Below are 24,894 nucleotides of genomic sequence, written 5' to 3' on the forward strand. Positions count from 1 at the left end.
TTATTTAACTCTTGTTCCAACTTTTACAGAATCATCAACTATTAAAACTTGCAAACCTCCGGGCTCTTTATCAACGGCTAAAATCATACCACGGGATTCTTCACCCATTAGCTTTGCCGGCTGAAGATTTGCAACCACAACAACTTTTTTACCTACTAAATCTTCCGGGTTGTAATGCTCGGCAATTCCTGCAACTAATTGTCTTTCACCATCATCAAGCAAGACTCTCAGCTTCATCAGTTTTTTACTCTTTGAAATTTTTTCAGCCGAGATGATTTCGGCAACCTTCAGCTTCGTTTTCATAAAATCGTCATAAGAGACTAATTGATCCTGCTGTTTATCAAGTACTCCTTCAGTTGCGCCTAGTTTTGAAACTTGTTCTTCGATCACTTCATCCTCTATTTTAGGAAATAAAATTTTTGCAGTGTTTATTTGATGCCATTCTTTCAAAAAGGATTTTCCGCTTTCACTCCATTGAACAGGTTCAGCATTTAGCATTTTGAATAATTTTTCTGAAGAGAAAGGTAAAACCGGATAAAACAATTCCGCAAGTGTGTAAATTGCCTGCAAACAAATGTTTAATGTTGTGCTGCATTTTTCTTTATCCGATTTGATTGTAATCCATGGCTGCGAATCATTAAAATACTTATTGCCATCACGAGCAAGATTCATCATCTCGTTTACGCCATCTTTAATTCTGTACTTCTCGAAAAGTCGGGCGATACGATTTGGATATTCGGCAATTTCGTTCAACATATCTTCATCAATTTTGTCCAGCCTTCCTCTTGCTGGCACTTTCCCATCAAAATGTTTGTGAACGAAAGTGAAAGTTCTGTTAATAAAATTTCCAAGTATATCAGCCAGTTCACTGTTATTTCTTAATTGAAATTCCTTCCAGTAAAAATCTGTATCTTTATTTTCTGGAAGATTGGCCGCAAGCGTATATCGAAGCGGATCTGGTGGAAATATATTCAGGAATACTTCAACATCAATTCCCCATCCTCGGCTTTTAGAAAATTTTTTTCCTTCAAAATTGAGAAACTCATTAGCAGGCACATTCTGTGGAAGACAATATTTTTCTTTTTCCCCTTCATTCCACGCCATTAAAATTGCAGGAAAAATTATTGTGTGAAAAACAACGTTATCTTTACCGATGAAGGCAATGTATTTTGTTTGTAAATCCTGCCAGTATTTTTTCCAAAGATCCGGCTGATTTTTTAGTTGAGAAAATTCTTTTGTTGATGAGATATAACCAAGCACAGCTTCAAACCATACATAAATTACTTTACCGGCTGCAGAGTCAACAGGAACTTTTACTCCCCAATCCAGATCTCGGGTAATTGCTCTTTCTTTCAAACCTTCTTTAAACCATCCGCGACAATATTGAAGAACGTTTTCCTTCCAGCCAAACATTTCATTCATTTCATTTACATATTTTTCCAATGCTGGCTGGTATTTACCAAGCGGGAAGTAGTAGTGAGTAGTTTCTTTAAGAACCGGAGTTTCACCACTTACTTTGCTTTTTGGATTTTTTAGCTCAGATGGATCGTAAAGTGAACCACAGTTTTCACATTCATCGCTTCTTGCCTGTTCATTGCCGCATTTCGGACAAGTTCCTTCGACGTATCTGTCAGGTAAAAACATTTTAGCTTTTTCATCATAGAACTGGTTTGATTTTTTTTCAATGAAAAGCCCACGATTAAAAAACTCGACGAAAAATTCTTTTGCTGTTTCATGATGAATTGGAAGACTTGTTCTTGAGTAATTATCAAAACTCATCCCGAATCGTTCAAATGCTTTCTTGTTGGCTTCATGAAATCTATCAATAATTACTTGCGGAGAAACTTTTTCTTTATCAGCAGTAATTGTTATAGGAACGCCGTGCTCGTCTGATCCGCAAATGTACAAAACATCATCACCATTCAATCTTTTGTATCGAACATAAATATCTGCTGGAAGATATGCCCCGCTGAGATGACCAAGATGAATGGGTCCATTTGCATAAGGCAATGCCGAAGTGACTAAAACTTTTTCTTTACTCAAATGATTTCTTATACAATGAATATCAAAATTTTGGCAAGAAATATAAAGATTTTAGAATGAAATTGAATGAATTCTCTCAATTGTTCCATAATTCTTCGCTAAAAATCCTTAACTTTACGGGGATAATTCGAATGAATTAATATTACCTCAATAAAAACGGGATCAAATTAAAAATGAAAGATCACTCCAAATTAGATTTCAACACTAAATGCGTTCACTCAGGAATTGATGAGTACGAATACGGTTCAGTAGTTCCGCCAATTTATCAAACATCAACATTTAAATTTAAATCTGCTCAGCACGGTGCATCGTTGTTTGCTGGTGAAGAAAAGGGATACATTTATACTAGAATGCTCAATCCAACTATTGAGGCAATGGAAAATGCAATTGCTGAACTTGAAGGTGGACATAAAGCTCTCGGATGTGGCAGCGGTATGGCAGCGGTTCATACAATCTTTGCAGCGCTTTTATCCGCAGGTGACCACGTTGTTTGCTCAGCAGCAGTTTACGGACCAACAACTACTTTGCTAAACACAGTAATGAAAAAGTTCGGAGTTGAAACGACTTTTATTGACACCTCAGATATTGAGAATGTAAAAAGTGCAATCAAACAAAACACAAAAGTCGTTTATGTTGAAACACCCGGAAATCCTACGCTATGTATTTCGGATATTGAAGAAATTTCTAAAATTGCTCATAAGTATGGAGCTAAGGTTGTTGTCGATAATACTTTTATGAGTCCTGCTTTGCAGAATCCGATTGCTCTCGGTGCAGATGTAGTAATGCACAGCTTGACAAAATTTTTAAATGGACACGCTGATGTCGTTGGCGGAATTGTTGTGGTAAAAGATGAGCCTACTTACCAGCAATTCAGAAAAACTTTAAATCAGATTGGCGGTGTTATTGATCCGTTCAACTCATTCCTCGTGCATCGTGGATTGAAAACACTTGCATTACGCATGGAAAGACATTGCCAGAGCGCACAAAAAGTTGCCGCGTGGCTCGAGAAGCACCCGCTTGTAAAAAACTTACGATATCCTGGACTAAAAAGTCATCCGCATTATAATGTTGGATTGAAGCAGCACAAAGGTCCCGGCGGAATGATTACATTTGAAGTTGAAGGCGGAATTGAAGCTGGCAAAATTCTTATGAACTCTGTTAAACTTCATCAGCTTGCGGTTAGCCTCGGTGGAGTGGAATCACTAATTCAGCATCCGGCGAGCATGACTCATTTCTCAATGGGTAAAGAAGCGCGTTTAGCCGGAGGAATTACGGATGGACTTGTAAGACTTTCCGTTGGCATTGAAAGTGTTGAAGATCTTATCGCTGATCTGGAACAGGCTCTCGAAAAAGTTAAAGAAGCTCATCTGATCGAAGTGGAAGCGTAACCTAATAAATCAATCTTTTGTATGACTGTATGGATGTATGGAATTATCAAATCATACATTCATACAACCATACTGATAAACCTTCCCTTTTACCGAGCTTTTTCCACTACTCACCGATTTTTTCTTTTATACATTCATTATTTTGCATACGTTTTGGTTGAGATTTAATTAAAGGAGCAAAAAATGTCAGAAAATAAGAATAGCGTAGATAAAAGGGTTTTACTGGGAGGAATATTAATTATCCTTGGCGGAATTTTTCTACTCAATACAATGAACGTCCTGCATTTTAGAATTGCACACGTGATATTCTCCTGGTCATTCATCATGATGGTGATCGGTTTGTTTGTGCTTGTAAACACTGAGAAGAAATTTCTTGGTGGTATTCTAACCGGCATTGGTGCTCTGTTTCTGATTCCAAAAATTTTTCCCGAAGTTGATTACGATGGAGGAATTATCTTTCCGATTTTCTTTATTATTCTCGGCATATATATTATTCTTAAGAAAAGAAAGGTGGATGCTTCTCCCGAAATTTCTTCCGATACTTCAAAAATAAATCGAGATAGAATTGATGACGTATCCATCTTTGGAGGTGGAACAAAAATTATTTCTTCCAACAATTTCCAGGGTGGAAATATCACCGCGATCTTCGGAGGATCTGAAATAAATCTTATTAATTGCCAGCTTGCTGAAGGTGAGAACGTTTTAGATGTCCTTTGCGTTTTTGGTGGTACGACAATCATCCTTCCAAAAGAGTGGGATGTTGTAATAAATGTAACATCAATTCTTGGCGGATTTTCGAATAAGGCAATCAGAAATCCAAGCGTTGTAATCGATCAATCGCGGACTCTGCATATCAAAGGATTAGCTCTATTTGGCGGCGGCGAAGTTAAAACGTATTTATAAACTCCCTGACTGATGCAAGACAATCCGATATTAAGGAACTTCAGAAACATTGTCATTCTGTTTCTCTATTCAGTTTCGTTTGCTGTTATCAGTTTCCTGATTTTGTTCTTCGGACTCCAGCTCGATCTGTACTCATCAATCGTTGAAAGCCTGGTTTCTTCTATTCTGTTATCCGGACTTACAATTATCTGGCATTATCCTGCAAAATACATTTCCATTGAACAGTATCATCTCTTAAAAGTATTCTTCAGCCATTTGGTTAGTGCAGTAATTTCTTCAGGTTTATGGGTATTATTAATTTACATTGTAATGGTCACGGTTTTTAATTTTGGAACGACTTACGAAAACTATTTCTATAAAACTATTCTGTGGCGTTTTCTTGTTGGATTTCTGCTTTATGCAATTGTGGTTTCATTCTATTACTTAGTTTCTTACTATTCCGAACTGCAGGAAAGATCATTAAAGGAATCAGAATTAAAAAATCTGGTTACACAGGCAGAACTAAAATCACTGAAGTTTCAGATTAATCCCCATTTCATTTTTAATAGTTTGAATTCGATGAGCGCTTTAACAGAAATCGATCCCAAAAAAGCAAAAGAGATGATAATCAAGCTTGCAGATTTTCTTAGGTATATTCTCGCAACAAATGAAAGAGAGAAGAACAAGCTAAGTGAAGAATTGAAGAATATCAGACTTTATCTTGATATTGAAAAGATACGATTTGAAGATAAGTTTGATTACTCGGAAGAAATGAATGAAGAATGCAATAAAGCTGAAATCCCGAATATGATTCTTCAGCCGTTGTTTGAGAATGTGATTAAGCACGCTGTATATGAAACTTTTGATAAAGTACTTTTGACTTTAAAATGCAGCTTTGAGGAAGGATATTTGAAAATTCAATTGATCAATAATTTTGATGAGTCATCCAGACCAAGAAAAGGTGCGGGAGTTGGTTTGAAAAATATAAACGACAGGTTAAATCTTATTTACCGCCGAAATGACCTTATGGAAGTAAAAAAAGAAAAAGGTATTTTTAGTGTAACTTTATTTATTCCCTGTGAAGATCAAACTAAATCCGAAGAAATAATCTCAAATGCAAAAAAGTAAAATCACTACCATCATAATCGACGATGAAAAGCTAGCCCGCGAAATAACAAAGGGCTATTTGAAGAATCACCCCGAAGTTGAAATACTTGCCGAATGTTCAAATGGATTTGACGCGATAAAAAAGATCAACGAACTTAAGCCCGATATTATTTTCCTAGATATACAGATGCCGAAGATAAGCGGATTCGAAATGCTTGAACTCCTCGAAGAACCTCCTGTAATTATCTTCACAACTGCTTTTGATCATTATGCAATTAAAGCATTTGAAGTTAATGCTGCAGATTATCTCCTAAAACCTTTCTCCGAAGATCGATTCAATGATGCACTGAAAAAATCTTTCAACTTCCTGCAGGATAAATTTGAGCACGACGCAGTTATCAAGAATATTATCGATTATAAAGATGAAAAGATCGAGTATCTTGAACGAGTCGTTATAAAAGAAGGATCAAAGATTTCGATCATTCCGGTAGAAACAATAAAATGGCTTGAGGCACAGGATGATTATGTTATGATCAATTGCGATCAGGGAAGATTCCTCAAACAAAAGACAATGAAGTTTTTTGAAAACCATCTTAATGAAAATAACTTCATCAGAATTCATCGTTCCTACATAATCAATGTAGATTTTATACAACACCTTGAACAAACAGGGAAAGAATCCTACCAAATTATTCTCAAAAACAACAAGCAGCTGCCTGTTAGTAAGACGGGATTGGCAAAATTGAGGAATACACTCTAATAATTATCAGTTATTAGTTTTTAGTTGATAGTTCCGGTTTATTGGTTACCGGTTGCAGCTAATCAGTTATCTGCATTAGTTAAATTTTTATCCTCCTGAAAACCAAATAACCAGAACCAATAAACCTTCAACTAATAACTAAATTCGTTCTATTTTACCACTAACAAATTGAATCTGTTCACTCGCTTCAATATATTTGACCTGACCATTCACGAGGATTAAAATGATTTTAGACAAAGACTTACTTTCATTCCAGGAAGCTCGCAGCTTAGCAGCAAAAGCAAAAGAAGCGCAGCTTGAATACAAACACTTCTCGCAACAGCAGGTTGATAAAATAATTAAAGCAATGGCAGAAGCTGGTTACTCTGCATCGGAGAAACTTGCAAAGATGGCTTGTGATGAAAGCGGCTTCGGAGTTTATGAAGATAAGATTATCAAAAATCAATTCGCTACAAAAAATGTTTATGAATCGATAAAGAATTTAAAGACAGTCGGAATCGTAGCAGAAGAAGCAAACGGCAAAGTTTTAAAGATTGCAGAACCAATGGGGGTTGTTTGTGCACTAATCCCTTCAACAAATCCAACATCGACTGCAATGTTCAAAGCATTAATTTCTTTGAAGAGCAGAAATGCTATTGTTGCAAGTCCTCATCCTAAAACTGCAAAGTGTACGATTGAAGCATTAAAGATTTTATCTGATGCTGCCGAAAAAGCCGGCGCACCAAAAGGATTAATTCAATGTTTGAGTGAACCGACAATAGAAGGAACTTATGCACTAATGCATGATAAAAATATTTCCGTAATTCTCGCAACCGGAAGCACACAAATGGTGAAAGCAGCCTATAGTTCTGGTAAACCTGCGTATGGAGTTGGACCAGGAAATGTTCCTGCATTCATCGAGCGAACAGCAAATTATCAAAAAGCAGTTGCAGATATTGTGTATGGGACCACTTTCGACAATGGAACTCTCTGTTCATCTGAGCAATCAGTAATTGTTGATCTTCCATTAAAAGAAAAAGTAGTTGAAGAGTGTTTAACCCAAGGATGTTATTTTGTTAATGCAGAAGAAAAGGAAAAACTCGCGAAAGCAATTCAAACAAATCTTCGAATCAATCCTGAGATTGTCGGAAAGCCAGCAACATTCATTGCGAAGTATGCCGGGTTTGAAATTCCGGAAAACACGAAAGTACTAATTGCTGAATGCAATGAAGTTGGGAAGAATGAACCTCTGTCAATAGAAAAACTCTCACCAATTTTATCTTTCTATGTAGTTGACGGATGGCTTGAAGGTTGTCATCGATGTATTGATCTTTTGCAATTCGGTGGGATTGGTCATACAATGGTTATTCACTCAAACGATGAACCAATAATTATGAAATTTGCACTCGAGAAACCGGCTTTCAGAATTCTCGTAAATACAGTTGCATCAATTGGAGCCGTTGGCTACACAACTTCACTTGAACCTTCCATGACACTTGGACCCGGGACCTGGGGCGGCTCGATTATTTCAGATAACGTAAGTGCAAAACATCTTCTTAATATTAAAAGCCTGGCTTTTGAAACCAATCCAATTAACAAAGGAAAAAGCGTTGATAAATTCGAAGTGCAGAAATACAAAGGCGGAAAAGACTGGTTTATAAAAGAAATCGAAGAAAGACTTCGAGAACGTGCTGGTAATCCTCCATTAAAGGATGTCTACACTTACTCTGAAAAAGAAAAGACTGTTGAGGAGAAACCTTTACCAGTTAAACCTGTAACATACGGAACCGGAATTACAGAAGAAGACATCAAGAAAATAATTAAAGAGTTCAGGTGATATTAGGAAGATGACATCTTTTTCCGTCAGAGGCAGAAGAGCAGAAAGATTTCATCTTTAACAACTTTAATGTGCAAACTGCGGAAACAGATGCGAAAACTTCTGAACTACAGCTTCGGCAATGAGATAAGCTGCCCCTCTATGAGTAAGCAAATCAGTGTTGACTGTCATGTGATATAAAAGCGGATCATCAATATCAACGTGAAAATATGATCTCAAATATTTCTTCCTATTCTCATCCTCTTTTTTGATATAAGTAAGCGCTTCCTTTTCATTCATATCCATCAACTCTTTTATGTGCTCGACTCTTTTTTCCAGCGATGCAATAAGTCTTACGTGAAAAGTGTTCTTCAGTTTCGCTGTAATGATGTGTGCGCCTCTTCCAACGATTACCACATTTCCCATTCGTGCAAGCTGCAGGATTGTATCGGTTGTTTTATGAACAAGTGTCCATTCCGAAGGTTTCAGTCCGAGCATTTCATACACAACTGCATTAAGATGTTTATACTTTCCTTCGTGCATAAACTCAGAAATCTGTTTTGGCAGGTTGTGATCTTCGAGTACTCTTTCAATAAGATTTCGATCAAAGAATGCCCACTTCACACCTTCAAACTCTGAGTATTCATCCATTATCTGGATGAGTTTTTCGCATACCGGCTTTGAACCTGCACCGGTTTGGCGGGAAATAGTAATGCAGGGATACAATTCTCTTTTGATGAATTTTTGATCTGATGATCGTGTGTGGGATTCGATATAACGTTTACTTTTTTCGTATGCTCCTATAGTCATTACAATTATTCTCCTTTCTAGAAAGCCTCAGTAGAAGTAAATGCTTTATTGTTAGCAAGAATTTTCAGAAGAAACTTTTCTCTTAACTAATAATATAATTTTAAAATGAAGAAAAGCAACAGTAGAAGTAAAAGAATTTTAATCTATCTCTATAGATTCTTTTTGAGAAAGGTCAAACCAGCTTTTTATTCTTTCTTTTTCACTTCCGTTTGTAGAAATGTGGAAGAATTCGTTTTTATGGATGTCGTATGTATAATCTTTTTGCCATTTGTCAATGTTTGCCACAATTTCTTTAAGACCATTTGTAATGAGATAAAGTTCTTCATTCGTCATTGTTGGATGGATTGACATTCTCACCCAGCCGGGTTTTTCTGATAAATCACCCTGATCAATTTTATCTGTTATCCGTTTTGATCTTTGTGGATCAACATGCAGAAGATAATGTCCGTAAGTTCCAGCACAGGAACAACCACCTCTTGTTTGAATGCCATATCGATCATTTAAAAGTTTTACAATTAAGTTGTAATGAATATCATCAACATAAAATGAAATTGCACCGAGACGATGTATAATGTGATGTGCAAGTATGTGCATACCGGGAATCTTAAGCATCTCATCAAATGCAATTTTGATCAATTCCTCTTCCCTCTTCCGCATTTTATCAACATTTATTTCTTCTTTCAGCTTGATGCATAATGCAGCTTTGATCGCCTGCAAAAAAGCCGGAGTTCCACCGTCTTCACGAGCTTCGATGTTGGAAACAAATTTGTGCTGACCCCACGGATTTGTCCAGTCAACTGTTCCTCCGCCGGGCTGATCCGGAACTTTGTTTTTATAAAGCTGTGAGTCGAAAATCAAAACACCCGAAGAACCGGGACCACCGAGAAATTTATGAGGAGAAAAATATATCGCATCAAGTTTTTCCAGAGGATCGGATGGATGCATATCAATTTTAACATAAGGAGCTGAGCACGCAAAATCAACAAAACAATATCCGCCGTGTTTGTGAACTATCTTTGCGAGTTTGTGAACAGGTAATTCAATTCCAGTAACATTTGAGCAAGCAGAGAAAGCTCCAATTTTCAGTTGACGGTTTTTGTATTTGATTAATAATCTTTCAAGATCGTTCACCTCAACCAAACCTTCATCTGTCGGAGCAATAACAATTACATCAGCGATTGTTTCAAGCCAGGTCGTATGGTTTGAGTGATGTTCCATATGAGTAACAAAAACTATCGGACGAAGTTCTTCGGGGAGTTTAAGATAATCTTTTAACTGTTCGGGAATTTTTAGACCAAGCAATCGCTGTAGTTTGCAGATAAGTCCTGTCATTCCAGAACCAGCAGTGATTATCACATCATCTTTTGACGCGTTGCAATGTTTTTTAATTATCTCGTGAGCTTCGTGGTAAGCGTGAGTCATTGAAGTGCCGGTTTCACTCGATTCGGAATGAGTGTTGCCGACAAGCGGACCGAATAATTTGCTGATTTTTTCCTCAATTGGTTTGTATAAACGTCCGCTTGCAATCCAGTCAGCATAAACAATTCTCTTCTCGCCATAAGGCGAAGTGAAAGTTTTATGGTAGCCTACAATATTTTCTCTGAATTGACCGAAATATTCTTCGAGGTTTTTCATTGACTGTTCTTCAACTTTTTATCTTTTGGTATGTGAATATAATGAATTGAGAAAAGCAAAGCACCTACAGTTTTTATGGAAGAAACACCCCGATGATTCAACAGGACTGAATAAGAGCTACTTGATTAAGATTAGCTTCTTTGTAGCTGTAAAATTTCCAGCAGAAAGAGTATAGAAATAAATTCCGCTTGATAGTTGAGAGCCATCAAATTCAACTTCATAAACTCCGGGTTGTTTTTCTTCATTTACAAGTGTTGCAACTTCATTCCCTACAATATCGTACACCTCCAAAGTTGTAGAGACGACTCGCCGAGTCGTCTCTAAATATGAAATTTCGAACTTAATTATTGTTGTTGGATTAAAAGGATTAGGGTAATTCTGATATAACACAAAATTTTCATTTTTGATTGGATTTATCTCTGATTCCACATTGGAAATTAGCTCACGTACATAAATTCCATTATTAGTACCAACATACAACAAATTGTTTTTAATTATAAGTGAGCTAATATATTCATCATTTAATCCGATCAGCATCCAAGGTTCATCATCAATTTTCACATAAACACCTGATGTGTCTAATGAAGAATTTGCAGCAATATAAGTGTAGTCATGTTCTGAAAAATTTAATGCGGCATCCCGAACGCTGACAGATCCATTGAATCCTTCAGATAGATTTTCCCATGTAACTCCGCCATTATTGGTTCGAAAAATTCCCACAGGATAAGAGAATGACCAGGATGAAGTAGCATACATCTCATCCGAATTTCTACCAAATTTTAAACTGTAAATTCCACCACCATTTTCATATCCTGCATAATCAAAGTTTACTCCTCCATCAATACTTCTAAATAATTTCCCATTCATTGCTCTACCAATGTATAGCATTATTGGATTGAATGGGTCGAATTCTATGACTGCCACACCAATGTCAAATAAAAATGAATCTGCACTAGGTATAAACCAGTTTTCACCACTATTAGTTGTTTTATATAAATTACCACCCATTGGACCTAATGTCCCACAGAAAAGAATATTAGGATTGATTGGATCCATCGCAATTGTATAGGTTCCAGTGCCAGCATTTATATCAATACCATTACTAGAGCTAAACCAATTTTCACCTCCATCTGATGTTTTAATTAGCCCATAAGCGACACCCCCAACAATATAAATTATATCTGGATTCTGATAATCAATTACAAAATCCGATGGAGAAATATTAGTGATAAGTGTATCCCAAGTATTTCCGGAATCTATGCTTTTAAATAAACCTCCAACACAATTTCCACCTATATGCGAACTTGCAGCGTAAATTGTGTTTGAATCGGTGGAATGTTGAAGTAATTTAGTAATGTCTTCACCTTCAAGACCCAATAGTTGCCATTGCGGATGGATCGGTATACTAATTAGAACAAGATAACTTAATACGCAAATAAAATATTTCATAACCTTCTCCCTGAAACTAATTAATATTAGCAAAATATAACCTAATACTCAATACTTTGATAAAGGATTTATAGTTGCCGATCACTAAGTAATTTTATTGTATGGTATTATAATATGACTTATAGATGTTCGGGTTTACGCAATCCACCTTTTTTTTTATTTTTACATTTAGATTACAAGCTTTTAAATTATGAAATACCTAATAGGCATAGACGGCGGCGGGACCAAGACAGACTGTGCAATTGCAGACCTGTCAGGGAAAATTATTCGTCAATCATCTGGCAAGCCTTCAAACTTCCTTGTAATTGGTGTTGAAGAAGCCGTTGAGAATATTTTTGCTTTGATTGAAGAAAATCTTTTTGCACTTGAGGGGGATTTCTCTGATGTAAAGCAGATAGTGATAGGTGTCGCAGGTGCAGGTCGTGATGAAGATGCAAAGCTTCTGGAAAAAGGTTTCAAGGATTATGCAGACGAAGAAGGAATTCACTTCAAAGGTGTAAAAGTTTTAAGCGATGCACACATTGCACTCGAAGGTGCATTCCCAGACTCAGCTGGATGTATTTTAATTGCAGGTACCGGCTCGATACTTTTTGGTAAAGATGAAAAAGGAGTTATTTATCGTGTCGGCGGTTTCGGAAGATTGATCGGTGATGAAGGAAGCGGCTACTCAATCGGCAGAAAAGCATTGAACGCAGTTTCAAAAGCATCGGACGGAAGAGGCGAAGAAACTATGATCTCGGAATTGCTGGATGCGAAAATGAATCACAACACTTCTAAAAATATCATCAACAAAGTTTACAATGAAAAACTTGATGTTGCATCAGTCGCAAAAATAGTAATCGAAGCAGCAGAAGAAGGCGATCCAATCGCAGAAGATATTCTCGATGAAGAAGCTGACGAATTAGTTCTTCACATCCGTTCACTTATAAATAAAATTCACACAAACAATCTCAATGTTGCATTTTCCGGCAGCTTGATTGATAATAAAAATTTCTATTCAGACTTACTCAAAAATAAAATCAAATCAACATTACCAAATGTCAAAGTAGTCAAGCCTGCCAATCCTCCCGTAAGCGGTGCAATTCTCTTCGCAAAAAGATTAGCGGATGAAAAATAAAAGAGAAGAAAGAAATCCCTGGCTGTGGATTCCCTCTCTTTATCTTGCCGAAGGTCTTCCGTATGTTGTTGTGATGACTGTATCGGTCATTATGTATAAACGACTCGAAATTTCAAACACAGAAATCGCACTTTATACAAGCTGGCTTTATCTGCCTTGGGTAATAAAACCTTTCTGGAGTCCCGCTGTTGACCTGCTGAAGACAAAAAGATTCTGGATAATAATTATGCAGCTTTTTATCGGGGTTGGACTTGCCGGAGTTGCATTCACACTTCCAACAGAAAAATTTTTCCAATACACGCTTGCATTTTTCTGGCTGCTCGCTTTCAGCTCTGCAACTCACGACATCGCAGCAGATGGTTTTTATATGCTCGGTTTGAAGCAGCATCAGCAGGCATATTTTGTAGGGATAAGATCCACATTTTACAGAATTGCAATGTTAGCCGGACAGGGATTACTAGTAATTCTCGCCGGACATCTGGAAGAAAGTTCTGGCAAGATTCATTTTGCGTGGCAGATCACTTTTTTAATCCTCTCAGTTTTATTCGTTCTGTTTTTCATTTATCATTTACTTATTCTTCCCAAACCAAAAAGTGATTCACCAAGAGAGAAAGTCGAGATCAAACATTTCATTACTGAATTTCTCAAAACATTTATCTCTTTCTTCAGGAAGAAAGAAATTTTAATAATTGTTTTATTTATACTTCTCTACCGATTTGCTGAAGCACAGCTTGTTAAAATGGCTTCTCCTTTTTTACTTGATAGTAAAGAAGTCGGCGGACTTGGTCTTTCAACAGGCGATGTAGGATTTGTTTACGGAACTGTCGGAGTAATTGCACTTTCACTCGGTGGAATTCTTGGTGGAATTGTCGCATCAAAGAAAGGATTAAAATTCTGGATTTGGTGGATGCTGATTGCAATCAATTTACCTGATCTTGTCTATGTTTACCTCGCTGCAACTCAAACATCAAATTTTATTTTAATAAATATTTGTGTGGCGGTTGAGCAGTTTGGCTACGGTTTTGGATTTACTGCGTTTATGCTTTATCTCATTTACGTATCTGAGGGAGAATACAAAACTGCTCACTACGCAATTGCAACAGGATTGATGGCTCTTGGAATGATGCTTCACGGAATGATCAGCGGATGGATACAGGAACAGGTTGGTTATTTGAATTTCTTTATCTGGGTTTGTATCTCAACGATTCCAGCGTTCATAATAACAAAATTTCTTAAGATTGATCCGGAATTCGGGAAGAAGAATTCAGCATCATCGGAAAATAATTGAGGTTGTTAAAAGGTTCTCTCGATACATTTCATTACTCGAGAACCTTTTTTCTGTCTGGTTTTCGAGTTTTTTCTGATGGAATCAGAAAAATTATCGAGAAAACTTTGCTTTTGGTACATCCTCTTATCGGTATCTCAATATTTCTGATATTTAGCAAAACCTTCGCTTACCATCAGGTCGTTTATGTTGATAAATTTTCCTTTCTTGTCTTCGATCCAGATTTCTGCAAGATATCGTCCATATTTTTCTCTACGGTCTTTAATTGTTTCGATTGTTATTTCTTTACCACTAATTTTTGATTTCAGGAAGTCGCGAGACTTCAATCCTTCCGGTCTTTCTTTGCCAGTCAGCTCGGGTGCGTTGATTCTATTCAGTCTCAGTTTCTCGCCGCGAATCCAGGCACTTAAACCGAGATCAATATCGACAGTGCAGGTGTCTCCATCATAAACAGAAGTTACAATTGCTTTGTAGTGATATAGTGTGTGCTCCATTTTTTACCTTTATCTTTGTGTGTTGATAAATAATTTTCTGATAAACTTTTCAGAAGTTAATTGAAAAAATTCTATTTGCAAATACGATTATTGTTTTGCCTAATTCTGCTCTCAGGAATTTTTGCGACTGCAACTGCACAGTTTATGTTTTCTGCAGGCGCAACTGTCGGCGGGGGATTTATCAAAAGCAACTCCCCATCTGTCGGAGTATTTACAACTTCCGTTTTTATTGAAACCAACACAGTTCTTTTCTCTGAAGTATTTCCTCGTTTAAGTTTTATCTTCGCAAAGGATTTTAATGCGACCATTCCTAATGTTGAAAAACCCTACTTCCCATGGGTGCAAGGAATAACTTTCAAAGGTGTTACTACGCAATATTTTGATGGAAGATATTTTTTGGAGGAAGGTGTTGGCTTACTTGCGTTGAACGACAGAACTTTCAGCGATACGGATAACTGGAATTACGGAGTTGCCCTTTCAATAAATGGAGGTTTTGATTTGCGGGGATTTAATCTTGATGGATTTAAACTTGGAGCCGGTGCTGAATACGGAATTACTTTTACAAACGCTTTGCCGCAGTATTCGTCAATTCATCTTTTTATTCAATATACTTTTTAGTTTACAGACAAACCCAATTTCTCCGAGAAATTGGGTTTGTTGTAAAATACTATTTGCTAATCCCTCCGGCGTCTAACTCTTCCGCAAGTCTTTCAAACTCATATAAATCTTTAATTGCTTCCAGCATTCCGGCAGAATGAACACCAACAGACCTGTTCACTTCGGGATCGTAAATAAAATCTCCCGGCAGGCTCTGGATATTTCCGTCGAACGAAACGCCGACTATCTCTGAATCTTTATTAATTATAGGGCTTCCAGAGTTTCCTCCGACAACATCATTCGTTGCTACAAAATTAAACGGAGTCGAGAAATCAAATTCTTCCGGTGCATCAAGCCAGCGTTCGTGCAGATTCCACGGAAACTCTCCATCAAAAGAATAATAACGGTCAAGAATCCCGTAAAATGTTGTGATTGGAGGTGCAATCGTTCCGTTGTAATCAAAGCCTTTTACTATTCCATCGGAAATTCGCAAAGTAAATGTTGCATCCGGAGGAATTGAAGTTCCGTAAACTTCAAATAATGCTCTTCCTAGTTTTTGGATCGCTGTCGCTTCACGTGCAGCAAGCTCATCTATTCGTGCAGAAATTGATTTTGATTCTTCATCAGAGAATTTTACGAATTCAATAAAAGGATCAACGCTGTTCAGAACTGCATCCGGTCCGTTAGAAACAATCTCTTTTATTCTTTCTGCTGAACTTAAATAAGTGCGGGAAAGAATATCTTCAACTGCTTCTTCCCCTTTTTTACCATTAGTGAATTTGTTTAAGAATTCAACATCTCCAAACTCAGTATGTAAGACATCAATTTTATTTTTTAACAGTTCCTTATTCTTTTCAAAGTCGAAATCTTCTGGCAGCAATGTGCTGATAAATTCATCCAGTTCATCTTCTGTGTAGGCATAAGATGAATCTGTTTCAGCAAGCTTCATTTCATCAGCGAGTCCGATAAGCTGACTTGCAATCATAAAATATTCCGGTGAATCATAATTATCATATGAAATTGCTGACTGTTTTGCCGATAAGCTTCTCATTTCACCGATAACATTTTCTATGTCTGTCCAGATGGTTCCGTATTTTTTATTCAGCTCTTCATCCGACTGGACTTTACTTCGGAGCTCATTCTCAAAAGCTTTTTTCTTCTGCATCAGCACAGGATTTCTTAAACCATCGAGCATCCCTTTGTACGCTTTTCTTGAGTTGTAATAATTCAGCAATTGATCATTGAGATAATTTGCCGATTCGGGATCTTCTTTGATTATTCCCTGCAGGAATTCAATAAAGCTGTCAACCAGTTGAATTGTCTGTGGGTAAATGTTATCTCTCGCGTATTCAAGTTGTGCAACCGTGCTAAGCCGATTTGTTGAGGCCGGATTGCCCGGAACAAAAACTAATTCTCCTTCTTCGGCTCCGCTTTTACTCCATTTAAAATAATGATCAACTTTTAGCGGAATTCCTTCATCATAAACCCGGAAGAAAGAACAATCGAGATTGTATCTGGGATAAGTGAAGTTATCATAATCACCGCCGAAATAGCCTGCTTGTGCTTCAGGAGCGAACACAAGTCTTACATCATTATATCTTTTGTAAACGTAAAGCGAATACTTTCCGTCAAAATAAAGTGGAATAACTTTCGCAAATGTTTTTTCATTTTGTTCGTAACGACTTTCAATCTCAATTATTTTTTGTGACTCAATAGATATTCTTTCACTGTCTGATTGTGCAGTCTCAAGTGCTGACTGAATTTCCTCGGTAACATCTTCAATTCCGATACACTGCTCAACATATAATCCAGGGACAGGTTTCTCCTCTAACAGTTCCCAGGCAATGAATCCATCTTTGTGAAAATCTTCTCCATCGCTAATAATTTCAGTAACACTTTCTCTTGCACAGTGATGATTCGTCATTATCAATCCATCTTCAGAAACGAATGACGCAGAACAGTAATCGGCAAACTTTAAAGTAGCAAGTTGAACATGTTCGTACCAATCTTTATCGGGAGTGAATCCATATTCTTCTTCGAAATATTTTGTGGGTGGATATTCGAAAGTCCACATCTTCCCGGTATCAAATTTTCCGGCTTTAATTGTATCGAGATTGAGCCAATCTGAGCTTTGTGAGTGTGAGTATGGATAATAAAGTGAAACAATTAAAGTTATGGAAATTAAAAGTCGTGAGTAAGAAGAAGAGAAATTCATTTTATTCCGAGTTTCTATGTAGAAATATGTCCAATTGTTAGTTCAAAATTACGGAGAAAATATTGGTGCAGGAAAGGATTAAATTTTACCAAGCGTCAAGTTCTTACTTTTCGTGTATTAAACATAATCTATATCCCGTGAGGTTGTCAGATTCCAGACAAGCTGGAATGACAGAGTGTCGTCATTCTGGCGATTCGCCAAAGGCGGAGAGTCCAGAATCTTTGTTCTGCTTTAGTCTCGGATTCCCGACTCATTCCTTAAGAACTTTGCCGGAATGACCAACGCTCTATAAATTAAAAACCGGATGGACTAATCCATCCGGTTCAAAAAGAACTCTTAAAAGAGTTTTAGCTATCGGGCAAAAACTAAATGTAAGATTCCGGAAAATAGAGAGGTTCTACTTCCCATTCATCTTCAACTGTTCCGATGCAGTGTGAGCATTTATGTACGTTGAATACAACCTTCTCTTCATTGGGTGCTGCACGAACGAAGTTCAAAACTGTTTTACAGCTTGAGCATTGCACGATGTGAGATGATGTTGTTTTACGACTGCAATCAGGACATAAGTAACCTAATTCCCCCTGAGATTCTTCCGGATCTACCAGGAATATTGAGTTACATTTAGAGTTGTTGCATTTAGCGAAGTGCCACTTAACAGTATCTTTAGTTTCGATAACGCTCTCCACAATTTTTGTATCTCCAATGTAGTAAGTTCAAATTTAAAAGTCCACTAATAAATTTTTCTCCCTAAATTATTTTTCTCCCCACATTTTTTCCTGCACAACACCAAACATATCCGAATCTTGCGTTGTAAAAAATCCATATCTTTGTACTTGATAAATTCACCCACAATAAGCAGAAATGGAGAATAATGAATAAAATCGCTTGCTTTAAGGCTTATGATGTTAGAGGGAAAGTCCCGTCTGAACTAAATAAAGAATTAGCTTATAAGATAGGTCGAGCTTTTTCAAAATTTATTAATGGCAAGAAAGTTGTCATTGGATATGATATAAGAAAATCATCAGTTGAAATATCTGAAGCTCTGAAGAATGGATTGACCGACAGTGGTGTTGATGTAATTGATATCGGACTTTGTGGAACTGAAATGATTTATTTCTCAACTCCACATTTTGATGCTGATGGCGGAATAATGATAACTGCAAGTCACAATCCTCCTGAATACAATGGGATGAAATTCGTTGGGAAAGGTTCTGTTCCTGTTGGTTACGATTCAGGACTGAATGAAGTTGAGAAGATGATTGTAAATAATGATCTTGGCGAAGTTAGCAAAACAAAAGGCACAGTAGCTAAAAAAGATGTAATGAAAGATTTTATAAATAATCTTTCAAAGTTTTATGATCCTAAAAAAATTAATCCATTAAAAGTTGTGGTGAATGCTGGGAACGGTTGTGCAGGATTAGCAATTGATTCTCTGGAACCGAAACTACCAATTAAAATGATAAAACTATTCAACAATCCGGATGGAAATTTTCCAAATGGTGTCCCAAATCCAATGCTTGAAGAAAACAGAAAACCAACTATTGATGCAATTAAAAAAGAAAAAGCCAATCTCGGAGTTGCATGGGATGGAGATTACGACCGCTGTTTCTTTTTTGATGAGCACGGAAATTTTATCGAAGGTTATTACATAGTCGGACTGCTTGCAAAATCAATTCTTAAAAATCATCCCGGAGAAAAAATTGTTCACGATCCAAGACTCGTTTGGAATACAGTTGAAGTTGTCGAAAAGTCTGATGGAAAAGCAGTTGTTTCAAAAAGCGGTCACGCTTTCATTAAACAGAAAATGAGAGAAGTAAATTCGATTTACGGCGGAGAAATGTCTGCTCATCATTATTTCAGAGATAACGCTTACAGCGACAGCGGAATGATTCCGTTTCTTTTAATTCTCCAATTGATGTCAGAAGAAAAGAAAACTCTTTCGCAGTTGGTTGATGAAATGATTGCTGATTATCCTTGCTCTGGAGAAATCAATTCCACGATTGATGATCCTGCAGGAAAAATAAAAGAGATTGAAAAGAAATTCTCTGATGGTAAGATTGATTACCTTGATGGCGTTTCAATCGAATTTCCAAATTGGAGATTTAATTTAAGAATGAGCAACACTGAACCTATCTTACGTTTAAATGTTGAAAGTCGTGGAGATGAAAAATTGATGAAAGAAAAGACAGAAGAGTTGTTGAAGATTATAAGAAGATAGATATTACTAAAGGATATGTCATTGCGAGGATCCTCCGAAGGTGGAGACGAAGCAATCCCTTTTAGTCTCAAGATCACTTCGCCCGACTAAAGTCAGGCTCGTGATGACATTTATTCGACTCCAAACTGGTAATTAAATCTCCACCTCAACATTGAACGGCACTTTTAGTTTTTCCCATTCGAGCATAACGACAGCTTTTTTATCGGAACTCTTGCTAATCGTATATGCCAGCCATTCCTGCCAGCAATTATTCTGCATTGGTGTTACTTCAATTCGCAAAGCATCTTCAACATCGTTGTATTCAAACGCACCCCATTGATTGGCAACTTTGTTAAAAATTAACGTCCAGGTTTTTTGTCCCGGAATAGCAAAAAAACTATAGCTGCCGGCTTTAAGTTTTTTACCGTCAATCTTCACATCAGTTGAGAAAGTAATTTTCGTTGCTTCGTTTGCACCTGCACGCCAGACAGCATTGTAAGGTACCAATCCACCCCAGATTGTTCTGCCTTTTACTCCCGGTCGACCGTATTCAATTTTAATTTCTGTAAAACCGACTGTTTGTTCAACCATCGCTTTTGGACTTATTCTTACTTCCTCTTTTTCCTGAGAATAACTTATACCAGAGTAAGTCCCAACTAGAAATGCTGCCAATAAAATTGTAATTGCAGATAATGATTTCCCAGAGATCTTCATACTATTTCCCTTTTTCAATAAGAAATTAATCAAAGTTTCTTCAAAGCATCAACTACATAATCTATTTCTTGTTTCGTATTGTAGAAATGCGGTGCAAATCTAATATATCCTTCACGTAACGAGCAAACTATTTTTTTTTGCTTCAAATGATCAAATATTTCCTGTCCGTTTTCTGTTCTGAAACTCACGATTCATGAGAGATGTTTTTCTGGTAATGAAAGCAAAGGCGAATTGTATCCAATCTTCATAAGCTCATCAATAAAATATTTTGAGTTGCTTAAAATCTGCTTTTCTATTTCATCAAAGCCAAACTCCTTAAATAACTTCATTGATGAATTGAAAGCATAGATAGCGAGATTGTTCAAAGTTCCCGGTTGAAATCTCTCTGCAGTTTCTTTGGTTGTCAAATCGAAATCCAGCAGTTTCCACGCATCTTTAACTGCAAGCCAGCCGATTGGTGCTGATTTCATTTTTTCCTGAAGTTCTTTTCTCACATAAATGAAAGCCAATCCCTGCAAGCCAAGCATCCATTTTTGTGTGCCGTTTGCAAGATAGTCAATATTATATTTTTCGACATCTAATCTAATTGCACCTAAGCCCTGGATAGAATCCACACAAAAAATAATTCCCTTCTCTTTGCACACTTTCCCAATCTTTTCTAAATCAATCCTATAGCCAGATAAAAACTGGACAAAACTGACTGAGATTAATTTGGTTCTCGGTTGAATTGCAGCGATAATTTCTTCTGCAGTTACTATTCCCTTTGTTGATTTTAGTATGTCAACCTCAACTCCCTTTTCTTTCAGATGAAGAAAAGGATAAACATTTGCAGGGAATTCAACATCATTTAAAATAATTCTGTCACCGGGTTTCCAATCTATTCCGAGTGTCAGCCAGATTATACCGTTTGCGGTATTGTCGAGGAAAGCTATCCTGTCACCGCTGGTATTAATCATTTCACCAATAATTGATTTTGTTTCATCAGCAACTTTTTTAAAGGCCCAATAATCGTCCAGTACATATTCACTTCTCTCCTTCACAAATTCATCAATCCTGTTTTTCATTAACGTGCTTATTGGTGCAGTTGATGCGTGGTTGAAATAAACTATTCCGTTTTTTATATGAGGGAAATAACTTCTTGCTTTTTCGATTAGATGTGTATTCACTTTATAAGAATTAAGACTTTTTCTTTCTGCTTCTGTCCTTCCAGTAACCCGGTTTTCTTGCAAGATGTGTTACAGCAACAATAAAAATTTCTTCTTGCCGGATTTGATAGATGACTGCAAATGGGAATTTACTCGTTATACATTTGCGGGTATTCTTTGAAAAGTTAGGATTAGATGAAGGAAATTTGATTATTCTCTGAATGGATGAATAAATCTCCTCCAAAAATTTTAATCCAAGATTTGACTGCTGAGATTCATAATAATCAATAGAGTTGATAAGCTCTGCTGCAGCTTCTGGATGGAAGGTATATTTCACTTTTTAAATCTTTGCCTTATTTCCTTCACTAAATTTTCACCATTCAATGATTCAACTTTTTTCTCGTCATATTCTCGAATACGATTTTCAACTTCATCTTTCCACAGACGATCTATATCAGATTGGGTTGGAACATTAAGGCTTTGCAATAGTTTATCCACCAATTCTGCCCTTGCTTCAAGCGGGAGCAACAATGCTTCATCAAATAATTTTTCAGTGAGATTATTCATAAATTATTTTCTTAGATATTTATGTTTGATTGCTATAAATATACCTTTTGAATATTCATTATACAAAATCAAAATAATTTACTCGCCGACTAATGATATTTTAATAAAGCAGAAATCTTCAATAAGGTTTGCTTTCTTTGATATTCGCAACAATAATAATTAGATTTTGACACGAAATTTTACAATCATATACCGAAAAATACCAACCATATTTAAATAATAAGGTATACAATATGACTTATCCGAAATCTCAAAAACACAAAGAACTTTCTCCTGAAGAATTAAGATGGAAATGTGACCCGGAAATTTTAGAGTTTGATTCAACACAGGACTTAAAACCAATTGAGGGAATTCTTGGTCAGGAACGAGCATTAAAAGCAATGAGACTTGGAGTTGAAATGAGAGCTCCGGGTTATAATATTTTTATTTGCGGAATGTCTGGTTCAGGAAAAGCAACTACGGTAAAGCAAATGCTTGAAACGATTGGTGCCGATTGTCCGCCGCTTTTTGATTATGCATACGTAAATAATTTTAAAGATTCCGATAGGCCGACACTTCTAAAATTCCCAAAAGGGAAAGCAAAAGTCTTCAGAAAAAATCTTTTTCATGCAATAGAAATCCTGAAGAGACAAATCCCGCAAGCACTGGAAAGTGAAGATTACATCGAAAGAAAGAAAAAAATAGTTTCTGACTACACGCAAAAAGAGCAGGAACTTATGCAAGAGTTTGATGCAAAAATGAAAAAAGTTGGATTCTCACTCGGCCAGGTTAAAATGGGTGAAATTGCTCGACCAGACATAATGCCGATAATAAAAGACAAACCTGTTCCCGTCTTCCAGTTGAATGAACAGATTGAACTGGGCAACATCACCCAGGAACAAGCTCAGGAAATAATAAAAAAATATAACGATCATCAGCAGGAACTTCAGATATTATTCAAAAAAGGTTTGAAGACAAGCGAAGAATTCCAGGATAAACTGCAGGCACTTGAGAGAGGAAGCATCGTTAACGTAGTAAAAGGAATAATTGATAACCTCCAGGAAAAATTCAACGATCCGAAAGTTGTAGACTACCTTGATCAGGTAGAAAAAAATATACTTGAAAACGTACAAATATTTAAAGGTGCAAAACCTGTTGGCGAAACAACCGAAGAAGGATTTATCATTGATTACTTCAAGGAGTATAATGTTAATATCATACTTGACAACTCTGACACGAATGAATGTCCGATAATAGTTGAAACTTCACCAACATACTCAAATCTTTTTGGAGCAGTTGAAAGAATCAGCGACGGCAGAGGAAGTTTCTTCAGTGATTTCACAAATATTAAAGCTGGTTCTCTTCTGCGGGCAAACGGCGGCTACATTGTTCTTAATGTTATGCATTTGTTTGAAGAACCCGGAGTATGGAAAACTTTAAAGCGCGTACTGACTTACAACAAACTCGAGTTCCAGGATTCACCAACAATTTTCCAAATGTCAACATCAACACTAAAGCCGGAACCTATTGACATTGAACTAAAAGTTCTGCTAATAGGCAGCCAGTATGTTTATTCTATGCTTTCTGCTTACGAGTATGATTTTAAAAAAATGTTCAAAATAAAAGCTGACTTTGATTATGAAATAAAAAGGTCTGACAAAGTATTAACAGAATATGCACGAGTTATAAAAAAATTAATCAAAGAAGAAAAACTAAAAGAATTTGATAGATCGGCAATTGCATATCTTATGGAACTCGCTGCGGTGTTCGCCGGACAAAAGAACAAACTAACGACTCGCTTTTCCAGAATTGCAGATATAGCACGTGAAGCAAATTTCTGGGCAAATGATGATGGATTTGACACTGTAAATGATGAACATATAAAAAAGGCTTACAAAAATGCTGTCAACAGGCACGGAATGCTTGAATCTAAAATTTCAGAAATGTATGAAGACGGCACATTCCTTATGGACACAACCGGAGAAAGAGTCGGACAGATAAATGGTCTTGCTGTTTATGAAGCAGATTTTTATTCATTCGGAAGACCAACAAGAATTACAGCAACCGTTTCGCTAGGAAGCGGAAATATCATCAATGTTGAACGTGAAGCAGGAATGAGCGGAAGGCATTACAACAAAGGTGTTCTAATTATTTCAGGATATTTCAAGGAAACTTTTGGTCAGGATATTCCTTTGGCATTCAATGTGAATTTGGTATTCGAACAATCTTATGGAACTGTTGATGGCGACAGCGCTTCCTGTGCAGAAATTTATGCTTTGCTCTCGACTTTGTCAGGATTACCAATCAAACAAGGTATTGCAGTGACTGGTTCGCTCAATCAAAAAGGTGACGTTCAACCAATCGGGGGTGTAAATGAAAAAGTGAAAGGATTTTTTGAAGTTTGTAAACATGAAGGGCTTACGGGAAAACAAGGAGTAATTATCCCGATCCAGAATGTCAAAGAATTAATGCTGAGCGAAGAAGTAATTGAAGCTGTTCAAAAAAAGCAATTTCATATCTATCCAATTTCAAGAATTGAAGAAGGAATTGAAATTTTAACTGGAGTAAAGGCAGGAAAGAAAACCGCAAAAGGTTATGAAAAGAATTCTGTTTTCGATTTGGTAGAAAATAAACTGAAGGAGATGTATAAAAAATCCCGTGCGATCAAAGACGATAATACTAAAACAACAAGAAAAAAGAGACGGAAGTAATTGA

General features: G+C 36.7%; 22 protein-coding genes. 10 read left to right on the forward strand and 12 right to left on the reverse strand.

Annotated features, from left to right (window positions below):
* Positions 1–2,043, reverse strand: coding sequence for a methionine--tRNA ligase (metG, locus tag IPM14_10105; protein MBK9098445.1), 2,043 nt, complete (start codon positions 2,041–2,043; stop codon positions 1–3).
* A 173-nt stretch (positions 2,044–2,216) separates the two neighbouring features.
* Here metG and IPM14_10110 point away from each other — a divergent pair, with 173 nt between their 5' ends.
* The 5 genes from IPM14_10110 (at position 2,217) to IPM14_10130 (ending at position 7,996) form a co-directional block, all read left to right on the forward strand.
* The gene (locus tag IPM14_10110; protein ID MBK9098446.1) at positions 2,217–3,431 is read left to right on the forward strand and encodes an aminotransferase class I/II-fold pyridoxal phosphate-dependent enzyme; all 1,215 of its coding nucleotides are present in this window, start codon (positions 2,217–2,219) and stop codon (positions 3,429–3,431) included.
* 183 nt (positions 3,432–3,614) lie between these two features.
* A complete protein-coding gene (locus tag IPM14_10115; GenBank protein ID MBK9098447.1) occupies positions 3,615–4,334 on the forward strand; it encodes a hypothetical protein in 720 nt (239 codons plus the stop codon).
* 12 nt (positions 4,335–4,346) lie between these two features.
* Entirely contained in the window at positions 4,347–5,441 is a 1,095-nt protein-coding gene (locus tag IPM14_10120; protein MBK9098448.1) for a histidine kinase, read from the forward strand.
* Positions 5,428–6,180: a LytTR family transcriptional regulator DNA-binding domain-containing protein gene (locus tag IPM14_10125; GenBank protein MBK9098449.1), complete on the forward strand. Its 753-nt coding sequence runs from the start codon at positions 5,428–5,430 to the stop codon at positions 6,178–6,180. The genes IPM14_10120 and IPM14_10125 overlap by 14 nt, the downstream gene beginning before the upstream one ends.
* Before the next feature lie 223 nt (positions 6,181–6,403).
* Positions 6,404–7,996, forward strand: a complete 1,593-nt coding sequence (locus IPM14_10130) for an acetaldehyde dehydrogenase (acetylating) (GenBank protein MBK9098450.1) — start codon at positions 6,404–6,406, stop codon at positions 7,994–7,996.
* A gap of 66 nt (positions 7,997–8,062) precedes the next feature.
* Here the strand turns inward: IPM14_10130 and IPM14_10135 are convergent, their stop codons facing one another.
* From IPM14_10135 to IPM14_10145, 3 genes are all read right to left on the reverse strand, one after another.
* The gene (locus IPM14_10135) at positions 8,063–8,785 is read right to left on the reverse strand and encodes a cytidylate kinase-like family protein (GenBank protein MBK9098451.1); all 723 of its coding nucleotides are present in this window, start codon (positions 8,783–8,785) and stop codon (positions 8,063–8,065) included.
* Between the two features lie 138 nt (positions 8,786–8,923).
* Positions 8,924–10,420 (reverse strand): aminotransferase class V-fold PLP-dependent enzyme, encoded by a 1,497-nt coding sequence (locus IPM14_10140; protein MBK9098452.1) that lies wholly within the window; start codon positions 10,418–10,420, stop codon positions 8,924–8,926.
* A 117-nt stretch (positions 10,421–10,537) separates the two neighbouring features.
* Positions 10,538–11,176 (reverse strand): T9SS type A sorting domain-containing protein, encoded by a 639-nt coding sequence (locus IPM14_10145; protein ID MBK9098453.1) that lies wholly within the window; start codon positions 11,174–11,176, stop codon positions 10,538–10,540.
* An 883-nt stretch (positions 11,177–12,059) separates the two neighbouring features.
* Here IPM14_10145 and IPM14_10150 point away from each other — a divergent pair.
* Both IPM14_10150 and IPM14_10155 read left to right on the forward strand, forming a co-directional pair.
* Positions 12,060–12,986, forward strand: coding sequence for a hypothetical protein (locus IPM14_10150; GenBank protein MBK9098454.1), 927 nt, complete (start codon positions 12,060–12,062; stop codon positions 12,984–12,986).
* Complete coding sequence (locus tag IPM14_10155; protein MBK9098455.1) at positions 12,976–14,274, forward strand: AmpG family muropeptide MFS transporter; 1,299 nt, start codon at positions 12,976–12,978, stop codon at positions 14,272–14,274. Before IPM14_10150 ends, IPM14_10155 begins: the two co-directional genes overlap by 11 nt.
* Positions 14,275–14,408: 134 nt before the next feature.
* On the opposite strand, the gene IPM14_10160 is transcribed toward IPM14_10155, so the two are convergent.
* Positions 14,409–14,765: a thermonuclease family protein gene (locus IPM14_10160; protein ID MBK9098456.1), complete on the reverse strand. Its 357-nt coding sequence runs from the start codon at positions 14,763–14,765 to the stop codon at positions 14,409–14,411.
* Positions 14,766–14,825: 60 nt separating this feature from the next.
* Here IPM14_10160 and IPM14_10165 point away from each other — a divergent pair, with 60 nt between their 5' ends.
* Positions 14,826–15,383: a hypothetical protein gene (locus IPM14_10165; GenBank protein ID MBK9098457.1), complete on the forward strand. Its 558-nt coding sequence runs from the start codon at positions 14,826–14,828 to the stop codon at positions 15,381–15,383.
* A gap of 49 nt (positions 15,384–15,432) precedes the next feature.
* On the opposite strand, the gene IPM14_10170 is transcribed toward IPM14_10165, so the two are convergent.
* Both IPM14_10170 and IPM14_10175 read right to left on the reverse strand, forming a co-directional pair.
* Entirely contained in the window at positions 15,433–17,577 is a 2,145-nt protein-coding gene (locus IPM14_10170) for a S46 family peptidase (GenBank protein MBK9098458.1), read from the reverse strand.
* A gap of 365 nt (positions 17,578–17,942) precedes the next feature.
* Complete coding sequence (locus IPM14_10175) at positions 17,943–18,263, reverse strand: hypothetical protein (protein ID MBK9098459.1); 321 nt, start codon at positions 18,261–18,263, stop codon at positions 17,943–17,945.
* A 185-nt stretch (positions 18,264–18,448) separates the two neighbouring features.
* On the opposite strand from IPM14_10175, the gene IPM14_10180 reads away from it, so the two are divergent.
* Positions 18,449–19,795: a phosphomannomutase gene (locus tag IPM14_10180; protein MBK9098460.1), complete on the forward strand. Its 1,347-nt coding sequence runs from the start codon at positions 18,449–18,451 to the stop codon at positions 19,793–19,795.
* 132 nt (positions 19,796–19,927) lie between these two features.
* Here IPM14_10180 and IPM14_10185 read toward each other — a convergent pair whose 3' ends face one another.
* The 5 genes from IPM14_10185 to IPM14_10205 are packed head-to-tail and all read right to left on the reverse strand — an operon-like array spanning position 19,928 to position 22,200.
* The gene (locus tag IPM14_10185; GenBank protein ID MBK9098461.1) at positions 19,928–20,488 is read right to left on the reverse strand and encodes a DUF2911 domain-containing protein; all 561 of its coding nucleotides are present in this window, start codon (positions 20,486–20,488) and stop codon (positions 19,928–19,930) included.
* 29 nt (positions 20,489–20,517) lie between these two features.
* Positions 20,518–20,676, reverse strand: a complete 159-nt coding sequence (locus IPM14_10190; GenBank protein MBK9098462.1) for a hypothetical protein — start codon at positions 20,674–20,676, stop codon at positions 20,518–20,520.
* Positions 20,677–20,679: 3 nt separating this feature from the next.
* Positions 20,680–21,654, reverse strand: a complete 975-nt coding sequence (locus IPM14_10195) for an aminotransferase class V-fold PLP-dependent enzyme (GenBank protein MBK9098463.1) — start codon at positions 21,652–21,654, stop codon at positions 20,680–20,682.
* Between the two features lie 10 nt (positions 21,655–21,664).
* Positions 21,665–21,970 (reverse strand): type II toxin-antitoxin system RelE/ParE family toxin, encoded by a 306-nt coding sequence (locus IPM14_10200; protein MBK9098464.1) that lies wholly within the window; start codon positions 21,968–21,970, stop codon positions 21,665–21,667.
* The gene (locus tag IPM14_10205; protein MBK9098465.1) at positions 21,967–22,200 is read right to left on the reverse strand and encodes an addiction module protein; all 234 of its coding nucleotides are present in this window, start codon (positions 22,198–22,200) and stop codon (positions 21,967–21,969) included. Before IPM14_10205 ends, IPM14_10200 begins: the two co-directional genes overlap by 4 nt.
* Positions 22,201–22,433: 233 nt before the next feature.
* On the opposite strand from IPM14_10205, the gene IPM14_10210 reads away from it, so the two are divergent.
* Positions 22,434–24,890, forward strand: coding sequence for an AAA family ATPase (locus IPM14_10210; GenBank protein MBK9098466.1), 2,457 nt, complete (start codon positions 22,434–22,436; stop codon positions 24,888–24,890).
* Positions 24,891–24,894: the final 4 nt, after the last annotated feature.

It is taken from the genome of bacterium, from assembly GCA_016716565.1.
Classification (GTDB): Bacteria; Bacteroidota; Ignavibacteria; order Ignavibacteriales; family Ignavibacteriaceae; genus IGN2.